Raw genomic sequence first — 19,754 nt, 5'->3', positions numbered from 1 at the left:
TAGAAAAATTATTTTTGAGATTCTACCTAAAAGACTATTGCTTTTAAAAAAAGGTTCATCATAATATGTAGGTAATATATGATTTACCATTTTGACTCTATTTTTATTCAATTAGGTCATTTATATACGACCACTTACATAAAAAAAATTCGTTATTTCTCATAACGAATTTTTTTCTTACTTATTATTAAATTTGTTGATTGATAAGAACTGAATAAAATTATGTAGGTTTCTCGCAAACTCATCTTTATCTTTATTGTTACAATGTACAATAGATCTATAAAACATAGTTTTTAACTGAAGCAGAATTTCTTCGTGTTCAAGATGCTTTATTGCTTCTGAAGGAAGAGTAAGGTCATCAGTAATTGTAATGAGTAACTCTCTCCAATTTTTCGGTTTTTTCATTTCTTTGTTTTGAATAGCCGCTGCTGCTCCATTATAAAATAAGGTATCAAATGCTAATAAATAACTTTCTAAGTAATGAGTCCTAGGTTTTCTTCCAGCTACAAATTGAAGAATAGTATCTTCTAAAGTTTTAGGTTTTACTTTTACACCATATTTCTTCTTTAAAGACTCTCTTACAATACGCTTGTATTCTTTCCAATCTTTATTTTTTTTTATTATCCTTTTGATGGATTTTCTTACATTATCAATATAGATCGCCATTTGATAACCCCATACATTTAGATTTTATTACCAATATATCCTAACTTATATTGTAAATACATATATTTTTTATATTTTTTACATTATGTTACATTATTTTACATTTAAGGGTTGAGTCAATTATCTAATTGGGTTAAGGTAATGACGAAAGGTGGGACTACGGTGAATTTCAATGATGTAATTTGGGGATGGGCTTCTTCACTGCCTAATTGGCAAAGTGATTTAGTGAGAAGGCTGTATGAAAAAAGCAATTTAGAAGCTAAAGAAAACAATGAAATTTTTCATAATTTGTTACATGAACACGGTTTTACAGAATTAGTTGGAAATACAAACCTATTAGAATTAGAACACATTCCAAATAAAGCAAGAGGAAACTCTGTAAAAATAACAAAGCTAGGCAACCTCCAGAATGTTTCGGCAATCGATCCTAAACATGGTATCGAATTTTCAGCAGATGGATTAACCATTATCTACGGTGAAAATTCAGCTGGTAAATCAAGTTATGCCAAAGTTTTAAAACAAGCTTGTAGAGCTGTAGATAGCAAAACCAAGATTCATCCAAATATCTATCAAGATAACCAAAGTACTAGTACGGCAGATATTCATTTTATTAAGCAAGACGGTACAGAGGCCAAGTTAACACGAAAGGCAAACACATCGCCAGAATCTATTTTGTCATCCATAAGTATATTTGATACTGACTGTGCTAGAATCTACGCACAAAACGATAATGAAGTCGTTTTTATTCCATCAGAGTTTAAAATTTTCGATTTAATAGCTACACATCAAACAAGGCTTAAACAGGAACTCCAAACACAGAAGGATTCTTATGTTGCAAAAAAACCAGACTTTAACGCAGTTTCAGAACAAACAAAAGTAAGAACGTTTTTAAATACCATAACCCACAAGACCAAAAAAAATGAAATACATACACATTGTACGTTTACAGAACAAGATCAAAAAAGATTCGATGAAATCGAATCTGATCTAAAAATGTTATCAACGGAAAACCCACAGCGAAAGGTACGAGAGCTAGAACGTATTATTATGGATGTAGCTGCTTTATTCGAAGATCTAAAAAATGTGGAGCATGAATTATCTCGTCAGAATATAGGACATCTAATCAATACACACCAGCACTATCTAGATTATAAGGACACACTTGAGGTGCTTACAAAAGATGCCTTTACAAACCAACCACTAGGAAAAGTAGGTGAGAACCCTTGGAAAAGGTTATGGGAAGCTGCAAAGCACTATCATTTAGACGCATATCCCGCTCAAGCTTTTCCTAATACTGATGATACAGCTAGATGTGTATTATGCCAGCAAGAATTATCAATTGAAGCAAAAATACGTTTGCAAACCTTTGAAGAGTTTATGAATGATAGTATCTCTCAGGAAGTACAAACAAGATATCAAACAAGAAAAACAATGATTAATCGTATAAGAACATTGCCTCTAGAAAGAATAAAAACGGCACCATTTTTAAACTATTTGCAGGATGAGGGCATTGAACTATATACACCTTTACACAATTTCATAGTGTCAGCACTCAAGGTTCAAAAATTTGTACTACAAGCTGAGTCAAATGTACCGTTATCACAAGAACTTGCTCCATTATTGATGGAATGCCCTATATTTGAAATAGAGGAATTCCTTTCTGTTAAAAACGGCGAGGTAGCACGATTAAGGTCACTTTTGGAGAGGAATAACATTAAAGAACTGCAAGAAGAACAACACGAGTTGTTGGCTAAGAAAGAGATTCATAATCGTATAGAGGATGTCCACCTTTGTGTTAAAGTTTGCCGAGATGATTTCAACTTTGAAAAGGCGTTGAAAGCCTTAGATACAACGAAAATAACAAGAAAGTACAATGAGCTCTCGAGTGTTTTTTTAACAGACCACTTTAAAACAGAAATCGAAAAAGAATTGAAAGAGTTGCGATGCAATCATATTTCATTCGATGTAAACAATAAAGGAGTCAAAGGGAAAACGACGATCAAACTTCACCTGAACTCAAATGCAAAAGTAAGTTTAAATGAGGTACTCAGCGAAGGGGAACAGAAGGCAATATCTCTTGCTTTTTTCCTTGCTGAAACTTCAGCTATAGATAACGGTGGTGGAATAATACTTGATGATCCTGTTTCTTCGCTTGATCATGGTAGACGAGAGTATGTAGCACGCCGTTTAGTTCAGGAGGCTAAGCAAAGACAAGTAATAGTTTTTACACACGATATTATCTTTTTATATACCTTACAAAATTTTGCCAAACGAAATGCTGTTCAAAACATTTGTTGTAACGTTCGTAGGATTGACAGACAAGCTGGTATAGCTGGTCAAGAGCTACCATGGGTAGCACAGAAGTTAAAGCAACGTATTGGTTACTTACGAAATCAAATTCCTGCCCTTATAAGGAAAAGAAGCGAACTAGATCCTACTATCTATCACCTAGAGGTTAAACAATGGTTTATGTTGTTAAGAGAGGCATGGGAACGTGCTGTTGAAGAAGTGCTATTTAAAAGTGTAATCCAACGGTTTGATGCTACAGTTAAAACCCAATCTTTAATTGGTCTAGAAATTACTGAGGAAATGATTCAAGCAGTTACCGAAGGGATGACGGTCTCTTCGTCGATGGTTCATGATGAGGCCATGGGATATGATAGAATAACACCATCCATAGAAGAAATGGAGCTGGAGTTGCAAAAGTTAGATTCCTTTTATAAAAAAAATAAACCAAAATAACAAGACGTAACCTTTGTTAGGTTACGTCTCTGTTTACTTAATAGAAATTCTGGGTTTATTCCCTTTCACTTAATAAATCACAACAGAATTCCTTTACATTCATCTGGACGCATTCCATATTTAAGATCTGCCTATCTTCTAGAATAGAGCACGACCAGCTGTATAAATTGGAGTTTCGTGTTTTTTAGTCAAATAATGATTTAAAGATAGTCTATTTATCAAAAGTATTAAGATAACAAAAAAGGGGGGAGACTAATGGCATATCATTTTGGATTAAAGGTACTAGATGGTAAACGAGGATTAAAGTTAAAGCGAGAAAAATATGCGATTGTTAATAATAAAAACTCATTCGGAATTCGTTTTTCTAGGGACATTTATGTTGATGAAGAAGCTAAAATATACACGGAGCAATGGTGTGAAAAGCATCTTAAAGAATGTTTAGATAACTTTGATTTAAATATGAAGTATTTCTCTTTATTAGATCACAACGAGTTTTGTACAGAAATTGAAAAGTTTCTTAAAAAGAATAGTCTATTTACTGAGGTGTATGACCTTAATTCCTATGATGGGAAAGCAGGTTATTACATAATGGTACTTGATGAATACTCCCAAGTGTACATTGGCACGACGAAAGATATTAAAAAACGTATTAGACAACATTGGTCGAATAGCAAAGCTTTTGATCGTCTTTTATTTCCAATGGGGAATGTCAATTCATCAATACTCTCAATTGATAGCTTTAGAGCTCTTGATACTTCCAGAATTTTTGCATATGTAACAAACGAAACCTATATTAATGAGGATAAATTCATAAATCAAATTCCAGCTGAATTTGTATGCAATAGACTTGGCGGCGGAAAGGTTACAGGTGGTTTACTCCAGGCAATAACTATGATGAAAGAACGAAATTTGAGAATATAGAAGTTTATTCGTAACTATAAAGCGGGACAGTGATATATGGGCTTCTAATGAAAATTTACCACTTTCAATTTCCAAATGAACACCCTAATTGGCATAACTTTTAGCAGATGCCATTGTCTCGCTACGATTTGTCAATCTAATTCACTTGTTGAAAGGTTCACCTCAAAAAGGATGAAAAGATATACGAGGTTACATCAATGTTGGGATAAAGAAAATATAATTTAACGGGCTTTAATTAAATAAAGGCATAAGAAAACGACCATACACAAAGTTGGTCGTTTTGATGTTATTACGAATCCAATTATGTTGCAGATTTACATTCTAAAAGAATTGCGAATTACAATTTTCTTCTTCTAAGGGTAATTCGGTAATATAATACCTTACCAACTTATGTGAAAAATAAAAATCCACCACCAATTTATTGATGATGGATTTTTTTAGTACCCGACTTTTTTATCCAGTACCCAACTTCTTTGTCCAGTACCCGACTTTTTTGCCCAGTACCCGATTTTTTTGTCATTCAACAAGGAGGTTTTGTGTATTTATAAATCTATTCTACTGTTACTGACTTCGCAAGGTTACGCGGCTTATCTACGTCACAGTCGCGGTGAAGCGCTGCGTAGTAAGAGATCAACTGCATTGGAAGTACAGATACTAACGGTGTCAAGTATGGGTGGATCTTCGGAAGAACAACGCGGTCGCCTTCTTCTTGCAGTCCATCCATAGAGATCACGCATGTGTAAGCGCCACGTGCCGCTACTTCTTTTACGTTACCACGGATGCTTAAGTTAACATGCTCTTGAGTTGCAAGAGCGATAACTGGTGTACCGTCTTCAATCAATGCGATCGTACCATGCTTCAATTCTCCTCCAGCAAAACCTTCTGCTTGGATGTAAGAGATTTCTTTTAATTTTAGTGCAGCTTCTAAACATACGTAGAAGTCAGCAGCACGCCCGATGAAGAATGCGTTACGAGTTACAGCTAAGAACTCACGAGCGATCTTCTCCATCTCTTCTTTTTGGTCACAAAGAACTTCCATCGCGTTTGCAACGATCGCAAGCTCTTGTAGCGGATTAAAGTCTAACTCGATGCCTTTTGCACGAGCTGAGTCAACAGCTAGGATCGCAAGTACTGCGATTTGAGCTGTGTATGCTTTCGTTGATGCTACTGCGATCTCAGGACCCGCATACAAGTTAAGTGTGTAGTTCGCTTCACGAGAAAGTGTAGAACCTGGAACGTTCGTGATTGTTAATGCTTTGTGTCCAAGTCTCTTCACTTCAACCAATACGGCACGGCTGTCTGCAGTCTCACCGGATTGTGAGATGAAGATGAACAACGGCTTTTGTGATAAAAGCGGCATGTTGTATACAAACTCACTCGCGATGTGTGCTTCAACAGGAATGTTCGCAATGTTTTCGATCAGTTGTTTTCCAACAAGACCTGCATGGTAACTCGTTCCGCAAGCAATGATATATACACGATCTGCGTCTTTCATCGCAGCACGGATATCGTCATCTAGCTTAAGATCGCCATTTTCATTTTGGTATTGATTGATGATGTTACGCATTACGAAAGGCTGCTCATCAATTTCTTTTAACATGAAATGCGGGTATGTGCCTTTTTCGATGTCGCTTGCATCTAATTCAGCTGTATATGGTGCGCGCTCAACAACTGTACCATCAAGAGTTTTGATCGTATAGCCGTCACTTGTCACGATTACGATTTCTTTATCCATTAATTCAACGTATTGATCGGTTTGAGAAAGCATAGCCATTGCGTCACTTGCAATAACGTTAAAGCCTTCACCTTTACCAACCAATAACGGGCTCTTGTTCTTACCAACATAGATGGTTTCAGGGTTTTGATTGTCGATCAGTCCGATCGCATAAGAACCTTTTAACTCAGACAACGTGCGGCGGAATGCTTCTTCCACTTCCATGCCTTCGTTCACAAAGTATTCTACAAGCTGAACGATAACTTCTGTATCTGTTTCAGACAACAATTCAACACCTGAGATGTATTGTTTCTTCACCTGTTCATAGTTCTCGATTACACCGTTGTGTACGAGTGTAAAGCGTTCTGTTGAACTTTGGTGTGGATGAGAGTTAACTCTACTCGGAACTCCGTGTGTTGCCCAGCGTGTATGTCCGATTCCAACGGATGCTTCTACTCCAAGATCTACGTTTTCACGAAGATTGGCAATACGTCCTTTTTCTTTGAACACATGAACTCCGTCTTCATTCAGTACAGCGATACCAGCTGAGTCATATCCGCGGTATTCTAATTTTTCTAATCCGCGTAAAAGGATTTCCTTCGCGTCATTATTCCCAATATATCCAACGATTCCACACATAAATAAGCGTCCTCCTTAAAGCCATCACACTCTGCTGACGGCTTTCACAAGGGGGCCGTGAGCGGGGCTCACAACCCCACCTATGTTCTCTATTTTTATTTTTTTCACTTGCTTTCGTCTTTGTACAGGAAGTCACCTTACCTGGTTTGAACAAAAGCTTACGGAAGTGATGTTCCGAGAGGCATCCGCCGAAATATCGATGAACCTCTTCCTCGTCAACTGCTTTTTTCCCGGTCAGCAGTTCAGGCGCTTTGGATGAATGATTAACTGTAAACTCCTTCCTTTTATTTGAAGTAAACAAAAATAATCATACACGGGTTTTTCAAAACCGTCAATTATTATTCTTTCCCGATTTTAGAAAAACTTGAAACATAAAGTTCCATATTATAAAAATATGCATACACAGCTCTTCCGGTGAGCCGCATATGCATATGTTTCGTGCCCTTTTTTATTTTATGAGGGACAGTTCCTTATTAATTTATACGAGCTCAGCCTTTACTACTTCTACGATTTTATCCGCATGCTCTTGGCAGAGTTCTTCTGTAGGAGCTTCAACCATGACACGCACGAGTGGCTCTGTTCCAGAAGGACGTACAAGTACACGGCCGTTTCCTTCAAGCTCTGTTTCTACTTTATCGATCGCCGCTTTGATCGCGTCGTTTCCGTTCAATTTTGACTTATCCGCTACTTTTACATTGATAAGTAGCTGAGGGAATTTAGCCATCTCACCTGCAAGCTCTGATAATGGCTTTCCGGTTGCTTTTAAGATCGAAGCAAGCTGGATTCCTGATAGAAGTCCGTCTCCAGTTGTCGTGTAATCTAAGAAGATGATATGACCAGACTGCTCTCCACCAAGGTTAAAGTCATTCTTACGCATCTCTTCCATGACATAACGGTCACCTACAGCTGTTTGAGCCGATTTCATCTCGTTTGCTTCTACAGCCTTATAGAAGCCTAAGTTACTCATTACTGTTGAAACGACTGTATCCTGCTTCAAACGTCCTTGCTCTTTCAGGTGCTTTGCACAGATGAACATGATTTGGTCTCCATCGACGATGTTTCCTTTTTCATCGATCGCGATCAAACGGTCGCCATCACCGTCAAATGCTAGCCCCATGTCGCAGCCTTTTTCTTTAACAAGTTCAGCAAGCTTCTCAGGATGTGTACTCCCTACACCTTCATTGATGTTTAAGCCGTTCGGACTTGTGCCCATTGTTGAGATGTCTGCTTCAAGATCAGCAAACAGATGTGGTGCATGCGACGATGTTGCTCCGTGCGCACAATCTAGAGCGATATGAAGACCAGAAAAATCTCCAGGAATCGTTTGTTTTAGATAATGCATATACTTTTGTCCGCCTTCAAAATAATCGCTCACTGACCCTAAGTCTCCGCCTACAGGACGCGGAAGTTCATCTGTTTCGTTATCTAAAAGTGCTTCGATCTCATTCTCTTGCTCATCTAAAAGCTTGAAGCCATCCGCTCCAAAGAATTTGATGCCGTTATCCGCTACTGGGTTATGTGACGCTGAAATCATCACACCCGCTTGTGCGCCTAACGCTTTTGTTAAGAAAGCAACACCAGGAGTAGAGATCACACCTAAACGCATCACTTCCGCACCGATCGATAGAAGACCCGCTACAAGAGCTCCTTCTAACATCTGACCAGAAATACGTGTGTCACGTCCAATTAGGATTTTAGGTCTTTCCGTATTTTTTGTTAGAACATATCCTCCAAAACGCCCTAATTTGAATGCTAATTCAGGCGTAAGTTCTGTATTTGCGACTCCTCTAACTCCGTCGGTACCAAAATATTTTCCCATTATTGCTCTCTCCTTCAACTATTGACTGCTAGTTTCTGTTTTAATTTCCACACTGGCTTCCTGAACTGTACCTGTCAGTTCAACATCCCCTGGATTTTTCCAATCTATCTTCACCTTATGTGTTCCTTGATCGAGTGCACTCACATCTACAATTCCTTGCAGATCTGACTTTTTAAGAGAGTTAAGCACACTCTTTTTTCCTCTTACTGTTACATCGACAACGCCATCTGCTGGATCTACTATCGTTGCTTGTTTGTCAGCGTCACTTCCGAGCAGTGTCAATGGAACATCACTAAACGTTCTTGTTGTCTCTTGATCAACTACTGGTTGTGCTTCCGTTTCAGTATCTGCTTCTGTTTCGGCGTCTGTACCCGTTTTTTCTACGTTAACATCTACGGTTACTTCTTTTAGTGAAACGCTGTCGATCCCATCTGGTACAGGAACATCAACGGTTAGTGTTGTGTCTTTTTTGATCTCACTTAAATCTATCGTAATCTCTTTAAAGGAATCGATTTTATTCAAAGAAGTTGTTGTACCCGTTAATGTAATCTCACTCGGATTTGATGTGATGGATTGAAGAGAAAGTCCCTCATCTAATTTCCCTTTCGTTTCAATAGAGATCTGTACCGTTTTCTTAGGTTTCTTGATCGGTACGGATACTTCAGCTACTCCTGGGTTAATCTGAACATCGATTAAATCTCCTTGTTGATTGTATGCACGCAGAGGAACTTTTGTTTGAATCTCTTCGTCTGCATCCGTTACATCAACAAATCCTGTAATGAATGAGATCTGATCGATCATACCTTCAGCACCTGTTACATCAACCGTTCTAGGTGAGAACTCAACTTCACCTGCTGTGTATCCTTCAGGCATCTTTCTTTTGTTCTTTAAGTCTACGTTCACATTCATCTCTTTTGTTACTTTGTTATGCAAGATAACATCCACATAATCTGGATTAATCTTTGCCTTAACACCCTCAGGCAAGCCTTGAACTTGTACCTTTACCCTTTTGTTTCCAGGTTTCTTGTTGGTTAGATCAATATAAACTTCAAATTCTTTATCCACTTTTGTCGCTTTTGTAATCAAACGGCTGGACCCTGTTAATGTTAAGTCAACCGATGATGGCATATCGGTAAGTACATATTGATTGTCGTCAAAGTAAGGTTTGATTGGAACGTTCTCGATCGTCTCACTTTCAGTATACATCTTAGAGAATATCGTATTGTTTGCTGCTTCTTCCTGCGTCTCCATCGTTACGATCGTATACATCATGAGGGCTAGGAGGAATGCAATAATTTTTACAAACCATGAACTACTAAGGAGTTTGTCCATTTTTCTTTCCCCTCCAATTCCAACGAGTTGAGGAAGTGGACTTGTTCGCAATAATCAATTCTGCGTTTAACAAATTTCTTAAAGACTCTTCGTCCAGGTTACGATAGATTTCTCCGTTCTTCGTAAGAGAGATCGTACCAGTTTCCTCAGAAACGATAACCGTTATAGCATCTGTTACTTCACTGATCCCTAGTGCAGCTCTATGTCTTGTTCCAAGTTCTTTTGAAACAAACGGACTTTCCGTTAATGGTAAGTAGCAACCTGCTGCATAGATCTGATTTTGTTTAATGATGACAGCTCCATCATGTAAAGGAGTGTTCGGAACAAAAATGTTCGTCAATAACTCAGAAGATAGATGCGCTTTAATGGGTATCCCTGTTTCCACGTATTCACTCAATCCTGTTTCTCGCTCGATTGACATGATTGCTCCTATACGTCGCTTAGACATATAGTTCGTCGATTTACAGATCGCAGCAATGGATTTTTCCATCTCTTCTTCTTCAGGCAGGCCTGTACGAGAGAAGAACTTTCCACGTCCAAGCTGCTCGAGTGCTCGTCGTAACTCGGGCTGGAAAATGATGATGATGGCAAGAAGACCGTATGTAATCACTTTGTCCATCAGCCATGACATCGTCCTAAGATCAAACGAACTACTCAAAAACCATACTACGATGATCACGGTTATCCCTTTTAACAATTGAACAGCTTTCGTTCCACGAATCAGCATGATCAGCTTATAGATCACATACGTCACTAATAGGATATCTATGATCTGTGTAATGTAATTGAATATATTAAAATCTGCGATTGGTAACATAAATTCCCTCCCAACCCGGTTTGTTTTCCAAGTCGAAGTATTTAGTGGTTATAAACGTTTATTAAATGCCTAAAAGAAGTATTATTTTTTAAACACTCTAAAATAATTTTAACCTACTTATTATAGCATACCTCAATGTAAAGAAAACTTGGCATGACCTACACATGTTTTACTCATGATGTTTGGATGATTTTTTAGTTTAGCAAATTTGACCAAGAAAAAAAGCCGTATGGATACGGCTCTCCTTATGATTATCAATCATAGCTTCATCATTTGTACTAATTAAAGATTTCAACTTATACCATACCCATTCGACCACTTGACCAATTTCCTGACTGTGGCCCGTTACTTCCCCAGCTGAAGCAAGATATTGATCGCCTTTTATGACCGTTACGTCACCTTCGACTCGGCCTTCGATTCTGACGTCTGCATTTTCTACAACTAAATCGCCTTTAATGGTTTCGCCCGCAGGAACGACGACGACTCGCTCATTCTTTTTGATCTGCAGGTTGCCTTCGCCTTTTACCACGGCGAGGTCTTGTTGATTATAGCTCGTGAACACAGACGCTGCCATAAAGAACATAAAGATTGCGGCAGCCGTTAGAGCGGGATGTGTCTTCATCCAACGCATCCACTTTACTTGTTGCTTCTCTTTAGGTAATTTAGCCATCACAGCCTCTGTAAAGCCTTCTGGCGCCTTTATATGGGATTGCAACTGCAATTCCTTCAATGTAACAGTCAGCAGTTCGAACTCTTCTCTACACGTCTCACAATCTTTTAGATGATTGTGAAAGTTTTGTTCTTCTTCTTTCGTCGCATCACCATCAAGTACTTTATTCATTAATTCATCATATACGGAAGCTTCATCATGCATTTTTATCACCTCGTTTTTACAACCATTTGAAATACTTTCTTCAACGCTTCCCGACCTCGATGTATTCGAGTTTTTACTGTTGGAACGGGTATGTCCATAATCTTGCTGATCTCTTCTAATGAGAGATCTTCAACGTATTTTAAAAGAATAGCTGTCCTGTATTTTTCAGGAAGCTTCATGATCTCTGCCTGGAGTTCATTCCACTCTTCATTCTCTGTAACCACTTCCTCAGGTAAAGGCTCTTCACTTGAAAGCTGACTATACATCGTAGCACCATCTGTTCCCGGTACTTCAGCATCCAAATAATAATCTGGCTTCTTCTTTCTTAACCTGTCGATACAAAGATTGGTAGCGATACGAAAAATCCAGGTTGAAAATTTGTATTCACTGTTGTACTTACCTATATTACGGTAAGCTCTTAAAAAAGTTTCTTGTGCTAAGTCTTCTGCTTCATGTCCATTGCCGACCATCCGGAAACAATGCCGGTATATTTTATCTTTAAACAGGTCCACAATGCCTTCAAACGCTTCTTGGTCCCCTTTTTTAACTTGGGTCACCATATTCGCTATTAAGGCGTCCATTATCTTATCACCACTCGGATTTTATTTACGTACCAGCATTTCATAAGTTTCAAATCTTTTCATATTTTTTTATTTTATCATGTTGCAGAATTTGACGAAATAAAAAGGTATTTTTTTCTAAATAATGTGTTTTAAATAAATCTGACCTGGGAATATTAAGCATATAAAATATTATGCTGAGGCAGAAAGGGGTAGTTTGTATGCACAGAGATTTATTAATCGAACAGATCGAACACTCCAGGCAGCAAATGAATGAACTCTCAAAACACCTTCCACTAATCGCACAAGAAGTAGTTGAACTCTCACAAGAGATCGATCACCTGCTTAACCAATATCAGCGCATAAATGAAAAAGAACAGTTGCATCTATAAAGAGGCAACTGTTTTTATTTTGTCTTCGTTATTATAGTAGCTTCTCTCCAAATAAAGAACCCATTAAAGCTACAGCAACCGTTGCTGTTTTGTTCTTCTCATCTAAGATCGGATTAACTTCTACGAATTCTGCTGAAGTAATGATCTCTGCTTCAGCAAGCATTTCCATCGCCAAGTGACTCTCTCTATAACTGATGCCTCCAAGTACAGGAGTTCCAACCCCAGGTGCATCATGTGGATCGAGCCCATCTAGATCAAGACTCAAGTGAACGCCATCTGTGTGTGCCAAGTATTCGATCGTCTCTTCCATCACTTTCGCCATCCCTAGACGATCAACTTCATGCATCGTATATACTTTAATCCCTTTTTCTTTGATCAGTTCACGTTCACCTTCATCTAATGAACGCGCTCCGATAATCACAATATTTTCAGGTTTGATTTTTGGTGTGTAATCACTTATGTTCGTAAGTCTTTCGTGACCGATCCCAATACTTACAGCAAGAGGCATGCCATGAATGTTTCCGCTCGGAGATGTATCCGCTGTATTCAAGTCTCCATGCGCATCATACCAGATGACACCTAGATTCTCATAATGCTTAGAAACCCCTGCCAACGTACCAATTGCAATACTATGATCTCCCCCTAATACAAGCGGAAACTTTTTATTCGAGATTACAGTAGATACCGTTTGTGAGAGCTTTTCACTCGCTTCAATAACACCCTTTAAATTTTTCAGATTACCTTCGTTTTCAATACTTTGTTTTTCTGGACGAGCAATATCTATATCACCAAAATCTTCTACACGATAATCCAGGTTCTCAAGGCGTTCAACAACACCTGCATATCGAATCGCACTCGGCCCCATATCCACACCGCGGCGCATTTGTCCTAAATCCATCGGTACACCGATTACTGTAATATCTTTCAACATTCTTCTTCCTCCCTTATGAAAAACACAAAAACTTGAATATCTATCTCTATTGTAGCTGTAAGGGATTTCATGGTTCAACTGGACAAAATTTTGCATAGATATACCAAAAAGAAAGCGCTTTCGATAGCTGGATACATATTTATGAGGTTTTGTATAAAAAGAAGACAAAAAGAAGATGGCTTGGAGCCATCTTCTTTCTAAAACATATACCATTCCGGGTATTTATGAAGCTAATTCTAGAAGTATCAGCAATAATTCTAGATATTTCTAAGATAATACGGCGAATTTGGTCTATAATCCGGCGAGTTTTGCTCCTATATCCGCGAGTCGGCATAGTTCGACAATTTTTCTGAACGGCATACCTTTACCCTATCTACTTCATATTAAAGTCTTCTAAATAACAAAAAAACTTCAGGCATCGCCTGAAGTATAATGATTATGTATATGGTGGAGCTTAGCGGGATCGAACCGCTGACCTCCTGCGTGCAAGGCAGGCGCTCTCCCAGCTGAGCTAAAGCCCCGAAGAAATAATTGGAGCGGGTGATGAGAATCGAACTCACGACCAGAGCTTGGAAGGCTCTTGTTTTACCACTAAACTACACCCGCATATTCTATTAGTATCGTCTAACTTTTGTATCGTTAAACATAAGATGGTGGAGGGGGACGGATTCGAACCGCCGAACCCGGAGGGAGCGGATTTACAGTCCGCCGCGTTTAGCCACTTCGCTACCCCTCCACATAAAAAAAGAGAGTTACTCTTCTCTTCAAGCACTTCTGTGCTCTGTGTTTACTATCAAAGAAAGTAAACATGGTGCCGGCTAGAGGACTTGAACCCCCAACCTACTGATTACAAGTCAGTTGCTCTACCAATTGAGCTAAACCGGCAAGCAAAAAAATGGTGGAGGATGACGGGTTCGAACCGCCGACCCCCTGCTTGTAAGGCAGGTGCTCTCCCAGCTGAGCTAATCCTCCAAAGTATTTATAAGAAATGGTGACCCGTACGGGATTCGAACCCGTGTTACCGCCGTGAAAGGGCGGTGTCTTAACCGCTTGACCAACGGGCCATAACTATTTGTTTTAAGTATGATATGGAGCTTCCAACCGGGCTCGAACCGGTGACCTCTTCCTTACCATGGAAGCACTCTACCTGCTGAGCTATGGAAGCAAGTAAAAATGGCTCCACAGGCAGGACTCGAACCTGCGACCGATCGGTTAACAGCCGATAGCTCTACCACTGAGCTACTGTGGAATAATGTAATGTAAATCCACAACTAAGTTGGAATTTTGAGATTATAGCCCAGCGACGTCCTACTCTAACAGGGGGAAACCCCCAACTACCATCGGCGCTGAAGAGCTTAACTTCCGTGTTCGGTATGGGAACGGGTGTGACCTCTTCGCCATCATCACTGGACCTAGTTACTTATGTAACACTCTCAAAATCATTTATCCTGTTGGGACAAGATAAATTTTATTATATTTTAAAGCATTTTGCAAGAGATTTTTTAATGATTTTCATCATTTTTTTATGTTCTCTCAAAACTAGATATGACGTTTCCAAACGTTATGCTTTTTTAAGGATAAGCCCTCGACCGATTAGTATCTGTCAGCTCCACGTGTCACCACGCTTCCACACCAGACCTATCAACCTCATCATCTCTAAGGGGTCTTACTCACTTGCGTGATGGGAAATCTCATCTTGAGGGGGGCTTCATGCTTAGATGCTTTCAGCACTTATCCCGTCCACACGTAGCTACCCAGCTATGCCCCTGGCGGAACAACTGGTACACCAGCGGTGTGTCCATCCCGGTCCTCTCGTACTAAGGACAGCTCCTCTCAAATTTCCTGCGCCCGCGACGGATAGGGACCGAACTGTCTCACGACGTTCTGAACCCAGCTCGCGTACCGCTTTAATGGGCGAACAGCCCAACCCTTGGGACCTACTTCAGCCCCAGGATGCGATGAGCCGACATCGAGGTGCCAAACCTCCCCGTCGATGTGGACTCTTGGGGGAGATAAGCCTGTTATCCCCAGGGTAGCTTTTATCCGTTGAGCGATGGCCCTTCCATGCGGAACCACCGGATCACTAAGCCCGACTTTCGTCCCTGCTCGACTTGTAGGTCTCGCAGTCAAGCTCCCTTGTGCCTTTACACTCTGCGAATGATTTCCAACCATTCTGAGGGAACCTTTGGGCGCCTCCGTTACTGTTTAGGAGGCGACCGCCCCAGTCAAACTGCCCACCTGACACTGTCTCCGAACCGGATTACGGTCCAAGGTTAGAATTTCAATACAGCCAGGGTAGTATCCCACCGACGCCTCCACCGAAGCTGGCGCTCCGGCTTCTCAGGCTCCTACCTATCCTGTACAAGCTGTACCAAAATCCAATATCAAGTTGCAGTAAAGCTCCATGGGGTCTTTCCGTCCTGTCGCGGGTAACCTGCATCTTCACAGGTACTATAATTTCACCGGGTCTCTCGTTGAGACAGTATCCAAGTCGTTACACCTTTCGTGCGGGTCGGAACTTACCCGACAAGGAATTTCGCTACCTTAGGACCGTTATAGTTACGGCCGCCGTTTACTGGGGCTTCAATTCAGAGCTTCTCCCAAAGGATAACCCCTCCTCTTAACCTTCCAGCACCGGGCAGGTGTCAGCCCCTATACTTCACCTTGCGGTTTCGCAGAGACCTGTGTTTTTGCTAAACAGTCGCTTGGATCTATTCACTGCGGCTCTCTCGGGCGATAAACCCTATCAGAGCACCCCTTCTCCCGAAGTTACGGGGTCATTTTGCCGAGTTCCTTAACGAGAGTTCTCCCGATCATCTTAGGATTCTCTCCTCGCCTACCTGTGTCGGTTTGCGGTACGGGCACCTCTTTCCTCACTAGAGGCTTTTCTTGGCAGTGTAGGATCAGGGACTTCGGTACTAAAATTTCCCTCGCCATCACAGCTCAGCCTTCATGTTGGGCGGATTTGCCTACCCAACAGCCTAACTGCTTAGACGCACTATTCCATCAGTGCGCTCACCCTACCTTACTGCGTCCCCCCATTGTTCAAACGGAAAGGAGGTGGTACAGGAATATCAACCTGTTATCCATCGCCTACGCTTTTCAGCCTCGGCTTAGGCCCCGACTAACCCTGAGCGGACGAGCCTTCCTCAGGAAACCTTAGGCTTTCGATGGACAAGATTCTCACTTGTCTTTCGCTACTCATACCGGCATTCTCACTTCAAAGCGCTCCACCAGTCCTTCCGGTCTGACTTCGCTGCACTTCGAACGCTCCCCTACCCCTGTACCATACGGTACAAGCCATAGCTTCGGTGATACGTTTAGCCCCGTTACATTTTCGGCGCAGAGTCACTCGACCAGTGAGCTATTACGCACTCTTTAAATGGTGGCTGCTTCTAAGCCAACATCCTGGTTGTCTGGGCAACTCCACATCCTTTGCCACTTAACGTATACTTTGGGACCTTAGCTGATGGTCTGGGCTGTTTCCCTTTTGACTACGGATCTTATCACTCGCAGTCTGACTCCCGCGGATAATTCTCTGGCATTCGGAGTTTGACTGAATTCGGTAACCCTGTGGGGGCCCCTAGTCCAATCAGTGCTCTACCTCCAGGAATCTTGCCGCGAGGCTAGCCCTAAAGCTATTTCGGGGAGAACCAGCTATCTCCGTGTTCGATTGGCATTTCACCCCTACCCACACCTCATCCCCGCACTTTTCAACGTGCGTGGGTTCGGGCCTCCATTCAGTGTTACCTGAACTTCACCCTGGACATGGGTAGATCACACGGTTTCGGGTCTACGACCACGTACTATGTCGCCCTATTCAGACTCGCTTTCGCTGCGGCTCCGTCTTATCAACTTAACCTTGCACGGGATCGTAACTCGCCGGTTCATTCTACAAAAGGCACGCCGTCACCCGTTAATGGGCTCCGACTACTTGTAGGCACACGGTTTCAGGATCTGTTTCACTCCCCTTCCGGGGTGCTTTTCACCTTTCCCTCACGGTACTGGTTCACTATCGGTCACTAGGGAGTATTTAGCCTTGGGAGATGGTCCTCCCGGATTCCGACGGGGTTTCACGTGTCCCGCCGTACTCAGGATCCACTCAGGAGGGAACGAAGTTTCAGCTACAGGGCTGTTACCTTCTTCGGCTGGCCTTTCCAGACCACTTCACCTACTTCGTTCCTTTGTAACTCCGTATAGAGTGTCCTACAACCCCAGAGAGCAAGCTCTCTGGTTTGGGCTGATTCCGTTTCGCTCGCCGCTACTCAGGAAATCGCATTTGCTTTCTCTTCCTCCGGGTACTTAGATGTTTCAGTTCCCCGGGTCTGCCTTCTCATACCCTATGTATTCAGATATGGATACCATCCCATTACGGATGGTGGGTTCCCCCATTCGGAAATCCCCGGATCAATGCTTACTTACAGCTCCCCGAGGCATATCGGTGTTCGTCCCGTCCTTCTTCGGCTCCTAGTGCCAAGGCATCCACCGTGCGCCCTTTCTAGCTTAACCTTATATGATGTTTGCACATCAAAGATTCTTGCTTGGCGCAGATTAGATAAATCTATCTGCCTTGCATATTGTTTGGATGTCGATATCTAGTTTTCAAAGAACATTTTGAAAGAACATAAGTTCCTTCAAAACTGAACAAAAGAAGAATAGGCGTACTTACGAAACACACGAAGGTGTTTCATAATCTCCATAGAAAGGAGGTGATCCAGCCGCACCTTCCGATACGGCTACCTTGTTACGACTTCACCCCAATCATCTGTCCCACCTTCGGCGGCTGGCTCCCAAAAGGGTTACCCCACCGACTTCGGGTGTTACAAACTCTCGTGGTGTGACGGGCGGTGTGTACAAGGCCCGGGAACGTATTCACCGCGGCATGCTGATCCGCGATTACTAGCAATTCCGGCTTCATGTAGGCGAGTTGCAGCCTACAATCCGAACTGAGAATGACTTTTTGGGATTGGCTTGGCCTCGCGGCTTCGCAACCCTTTGTATCATCCATTGTAGCACGTGTGTAGCCCAGGTCATAAGGGGCATGATGATTTGACGTCATCCCCACCTTCCTCCGGTTTGTCACCGGCAGTCACCTTAGAGTGCCCAACTGAATGCTGGCAACTAAGGTCAAGGGTTGCGCTCGTTGCGGGACTTAACCCAACATCTCACGACACGAGCTGACGACAACCATGCACCACCTGTCACTTTGTCCCCCGAAGGGGAAAGCTCTATCTCTAGAGTGGTCAAAGGATGTCAAGACCTGGTAAGGTTCTTCGCGTTGCTTCGAATTAAACCACATGCTCCACTGCTTGTGCGGGCCCCCGTCAATTCCTTTGAGTTTCAACCTTGCGGTCGTACTCCCCAGGCGGAGTGCTTAATGTGTTAACTTCAGCACTGAGGGTGGAACCCCCCAACACCTAGCACTCATCGTTTACGGCGTGGACTACCAGGGTATCTAATCCTGTTTGCTCCCCACGCTTTCGCGCCTCAGCGTCAGTTACAGGCCAAAAAGCCGCCTTCGCCACTGGTGTTCCTCCACATCTCTACGCATTTCACCGCTACACGTGGAATTCCACTTTTCTCTCCTGCACTCAAGTCTCCCAGTTTCCAATGACCCTCCACGGTTGAGCCGTGGGCTTTCACATCAGACTTAAGAGACCGCCTGCGCGCGCTTTACGCCCAATAATTCCGGATAACGCTTGCCACCTACGTATTACCGCGGCTGCTGGCACGTAGTTAGCCGTGGCTTTCTGGTTAGGTACCGTCAAGGTACGAGCAGTTACTCTCGTACTTGTTCTTCTCTAACAACAGAGCTTTACGACCCGAAGGCCTTCATCGCTCACGCGGCGTTGCTCGGTCAGGCTTTCGCCCATTGCCGAAGATTCCCTACTGCTGCCTCCCGTAGGAGTCTGGGCCGTGTCTCAGTCCCAGTGTGGCCGATCACCCTCTCAGGTCGGCTACGCATCGTCGCCTTGGTGAGCCGTTACCTCACCAACTAGCTAATGCGCCGCGGGCTCATCTGTAAGTGTCAGCCGAAACCGACTTTCAAAAAGAAGAAATGCTTCTTCTCTTATTATCCGGTATTAGCCCCGGTTTCCCGGAGTTATCCCCGTCTTACAGGCAGATTACCCACGTGTTACTCACCCGTCCGCCGCTAAATCAGAGGAGCAAGCTCCTCATCATTCGCTCGACTTGCATGTATTAGGCACGCCGCCAGCGTTCATCCTGAGCCAGGATCAAACTCTCCATAAAAGTGTTTGTCTTGCTCGATTTTAAAACTGACGGAATTAATTCTTAATTCCTTACCTATTTCTTTTGTTCAGTTTTCAAAGAACTGTGTGTTTCGT

11 protein-coding genes, 8 tRNA genes and 3 rRNA genes are annotated in these 19,754 nt (G+C 42.1%); 3 read left to right on the top strand and 19 right to left on the bottom strand.

Features of this window, described 5'->3' with window-relative positions; all coding sequences use genetic code 11:
- Positions 1-177: 177 nt before the first annotated feature.
- Complete coding sequence (locus tag ABE65_RS00915) at positions 178-666, bottom strand: hypothetical protein (RefSeq protein ID WP_066390724.1); 489 nt, start codon at positions 664-666, stop codon at positions 178-180.
- Between the two features lie 162 nt (positions 667-828).
- Between ABE65_RS00915 and ABE65_RS00910 the strand changes: the two genes are divergently transcribed.
- Positions 829-3,408 carry an AAA family ATPase gene (locus ABE65_RS00910; RefSeq protein ID WP_066390723.1) on the top strand — a complete coding sequence of 860 codons (2,580 nt, stop codon included), beginning with the start codon at positions 829-831 and terminating at the stop codon, positions 3,406-3,408.
- A 255-nt stretch (positions 3,409-3,663) separates the two neighbouring features.
- Positions 3,664-4,329 carry a GIY-YIG nuclease family protein gene (locus tag ABE65_RS00905; protein WP_066390722.1) on the top strand — a complete coding sequence of 222 codons (666 nt, stop codon included), beginning with the start codon at positions 3,664-3,666 and terminating at the stop codon, positions 4,327-4,329.
- A 550-nt stretch (positions 4,330-4,879) separates the two neighbouring features.
- On the opposite strand, the gene glmS is transcribed toward ABE65_RS00905, so the two are convergent.
- From glmS to sigW, 6 genes are all read right to left on the bottom strand, one after another.
- Positions 4,880-6,682: a glutamine--fructose-6-phosphate transaminase (isomerizing) gene (gene glmS / locus ABE65_RS00900; RefSeq protein ID WP_066390721.1), complete on the bottom strand. Its 1,803-nt coding sequence runs from the start codon at positions 6,680-6,682 to the stop codon at positions 4,880-4,882.
- A gap of 478 nt (positions 6,683-7,160) precedes the next feature.
- Positions 7,161-8,501: a phosphoglucosamine mutase gene (glmM, locus tag ABE65_RS00895; protein ID WP_066390719.1), complete on the bottom strand. Its 1,341-nt coding sequence runs from the start codon at positions 8,499-8,501 to the stop codon at positions 7,161-7,163.
- An 18-nt stretch (positions 8,502-8,519) separates the two neighbouring features.
- Positions 8,520-9,833 (bottom strand): CdaR family protein, encoded by a 1,314-nt coding sequence (locus ABE65_RS00890; RefSeq protein WP_066390718.1) that lies wholly within the window; start codon positions 9,831-9,833, stop codon positions 8,520-8,522.
- Positions 9,817-10,650, bottom strand: coding sequence for a diadenylate cyclase CdaA (cdaA, locus tag ABE65_RS00885; protein ID WP_066390717.1), 834 nt, complete (start codon positions 10,648-10,650; stop codon positions 9,817-9,819). The genes ABE65_RS00890 and cdaA overlap by 17 nt, the downstream gene beginning before the upstream one ends.
- Positions 10,651-10,849: 199 nt before the next feature.
- A complete protein-coding gene (locus ABE65_RS00880) occupies positions 10,850-11,524 on the bottom strand; it encodes an anti-sigma factor family protein (RefSeq protein WP_066390716.1) in 675 nt (224 codons plus the stop codon).
- A 5-nt stretch (positions 11,525-11,529) separates the two neighbouring features.
- On the bottom strand, positions 11,530-12,105 hold the full coding sequence (gene sigW, locus ABE65_RS00875) for an RNA polymerase sigma factor SigW (RefSeq protein WP_066390715.1): 576 nt from the start codon (positions 12,103-12,105) through the stop codon (positions 11,530-11,532).
- 200 nt (positions 12,106-12,305) lie between these two features.
- Here sigW and ABE65_RS21370 point away from each other — a divergent pair, with 200 nt between their 5' ends.
- The gene (locus ABE65_RS21370) at positions 12,306-12,476 is read left to right on the top strand and encodes an aspartyl-phosphate phosphatase Spo0E family protein (protein WP_171005666.1); all 171 of its coding nucleotides are present in this window, start codon (positions 12,306-12,308) and stop codon (positions 12,474-12,476) included.
- 31 nt (positions 12,477-12,507) lie between these two features.
- On the opposite strand, the gene rocF is transcribed toward ABE65_RS21370, so the two are convergent.
- The 12 genes from rocF to ABE65_RS00815 form a co-directional block, all read right to left on the bottom strand.
- Complete coding sequence (gene rocF, locus ABE65_RS00870) at positions 12,508-13,407, bottom strand: arginase (protein ID WP_066390713.1); 900 nt, start codon at positions 13,405-13,407, stop codon at positions 12,508-12,510.
- 445 nt (positions 13,408-13,852) lie between these two features.
- Positions 13,853-13,928: transfer RNA gene (locus ABE65_RS00865), tRNA-Ala, on the bottom strand.
- An 11-nt stretch (positions 13,929-13,939) separates the two neighbouring features.
- Positions 13,940-14,013: transfer RNA gene (locus ABE65_RS00860), tRNA-Gly, on the bottom strand.
- 45 nt (positions 14,014-14,058) lie between these two features.
- Positions 14,059-14,143 (bottom strand) — tRNA-Tyr (locus tag ABE65_RS00855).
- 73 nt (positions 14,144-14,216) lie between these two features.
- A tRNA-Thr gene (locus ABE65_RS00850) sits at positions 14,217-14,292 on the bottom strand.
- An 11-nt stretch (positions 14,293-14,303) separates the two neighbouring features.
- A tRNA-Val gene (locus ABE65_RS00845) sits at positions 14,304-14,379 on the bottom strand.
- A 17-nt stretch (positions 14,380-14,396) separates the two neighbouring features.
- Positions 14,397-14,471, bottom strand: a tRNA-Glu gene (locus ABE65_RS00840).
- Between the two features lie 25 nt (positions 14,472-14,496).
- Positions 14,497-14,572 (bottom strand) — tRNA-Thr (locus ABE65_RS00835).
- Positions 14,573-14,581: 9 nt separating this feature from the next.
- A tRNA-Asn gene (locus ABE65_RS00830) sits at positions 14,582-14,656 on the bottom strand.
- A 46-nt stretch (positions 14,657-14,702) separates the two neighbouring features.
- Positions 14,703-14,818 (bottom strand): 5S ribosomal RNA (gene rrf / locus ABE65_RS00825).
- A 162-nt stretch (positions 14,819-14,980) separates the two neighbouring features.
- Positions 14,981-17,916 (bottom strand): 23S ribosomal RNA (locus ABE65_RS00820).
- 193 nt (positions 17,917-18,109) lie between these two features.
- Positions 18,110-19,659, bottom strand: a 16S ribosomal RNA gene (locus ABE65_RS00815).
- The 16S, 23S and 5S rRNA genes sit together here with 8 tRNA genes alongside, the layout of an rRNA operon.
- Positions 19,660-19,754 lie beyond the last annotated feature (95 nt).

Origin of the sequence: Fictibacillus phosphorivorans (assembly GCF_001629705.1) — a bacterium.
GTDB lineage: Bacteria > Bacillota > Bacilli > Bacillales > Fictibacillaceae > Fictibacillus > Fictibacillus phosphorivorans_A.
The sequence above is the reverse complement of the archived record's forward strand: the minus strand, read 5'-3'. Positions and strand labels throughout refer to the sequence as shown.

Excerpts from the sequence above, each read along its gene's own strand:
- ABE65_RS21370 (WP_171005666.1), top strand. The coding sequence starts at position 12,306 with ATGCACAGAGATTTATTAATCGAACAGATCGAACACTCCAGGCAGCAA.
- ABE65_RS00905 (WP_066390722.1), top strand. The coding sequence starts at position 3,664 with ATGGCATATCATTTTGGATTAAAGGTACTAGATGGTAAACGAGGATTA.
- ABE65_RS00880 (WP_066390716.1), bottom strand. The coding sequence starts at position 11,524 with ATGCATGATGAAGCTTCCGTATATGATGAATTAATGAATAAAGTACTT.
- glmS (WP_066390721.1), bottom strand. The coding sequence starts at position 6,682 with ATGTGTGGAATCGTTGGATATATTGGGAATAATGACGCGAAGGAAATC.
- ABE65_RS00915 (WP_066390724.1), bottom strand. The coding sequence starts at position 666 with ATGGCGATCTATATTGATAATGTAAGAAAATCCATCAAAAGGATAATA.
- sigW (WP_066390715.1), bottom strand. The coding sequence starts at position 12,105 with ATGGACGCCTTAATAGCGAATATGGTGACCCAAGTTAAAAAAGGGGAC.
- rocF (WP_066390713.1), bottom strand. The coding sequence starts at position 13,407 with ATGTTGAAAGATATTACAGTAATCGGTGTACCGATGGATTTAGGACAA.
- ABE65_RS00890 (WP_066390718.1), bottom strand. The coding sequence starts at position 9,833 with ATGGACAAACTCCTTAGTAGTTCATGGTTTGTAAAAATTATTGCATTC.
- cdaA (WP_066390717.1), bottom strand. The coding sequence starts at position 10,650 with ATGTTACCAATCGCAGATTTTAATATATTCAATTACATTACACAGATC.
- glmM (WP_066390719.1), bottom strand. The coding sequence starts at position 8,501 with ATGGGAAAATATTTTGGTACCGACGGAGTTAGAGGAGTCGCAAATACA.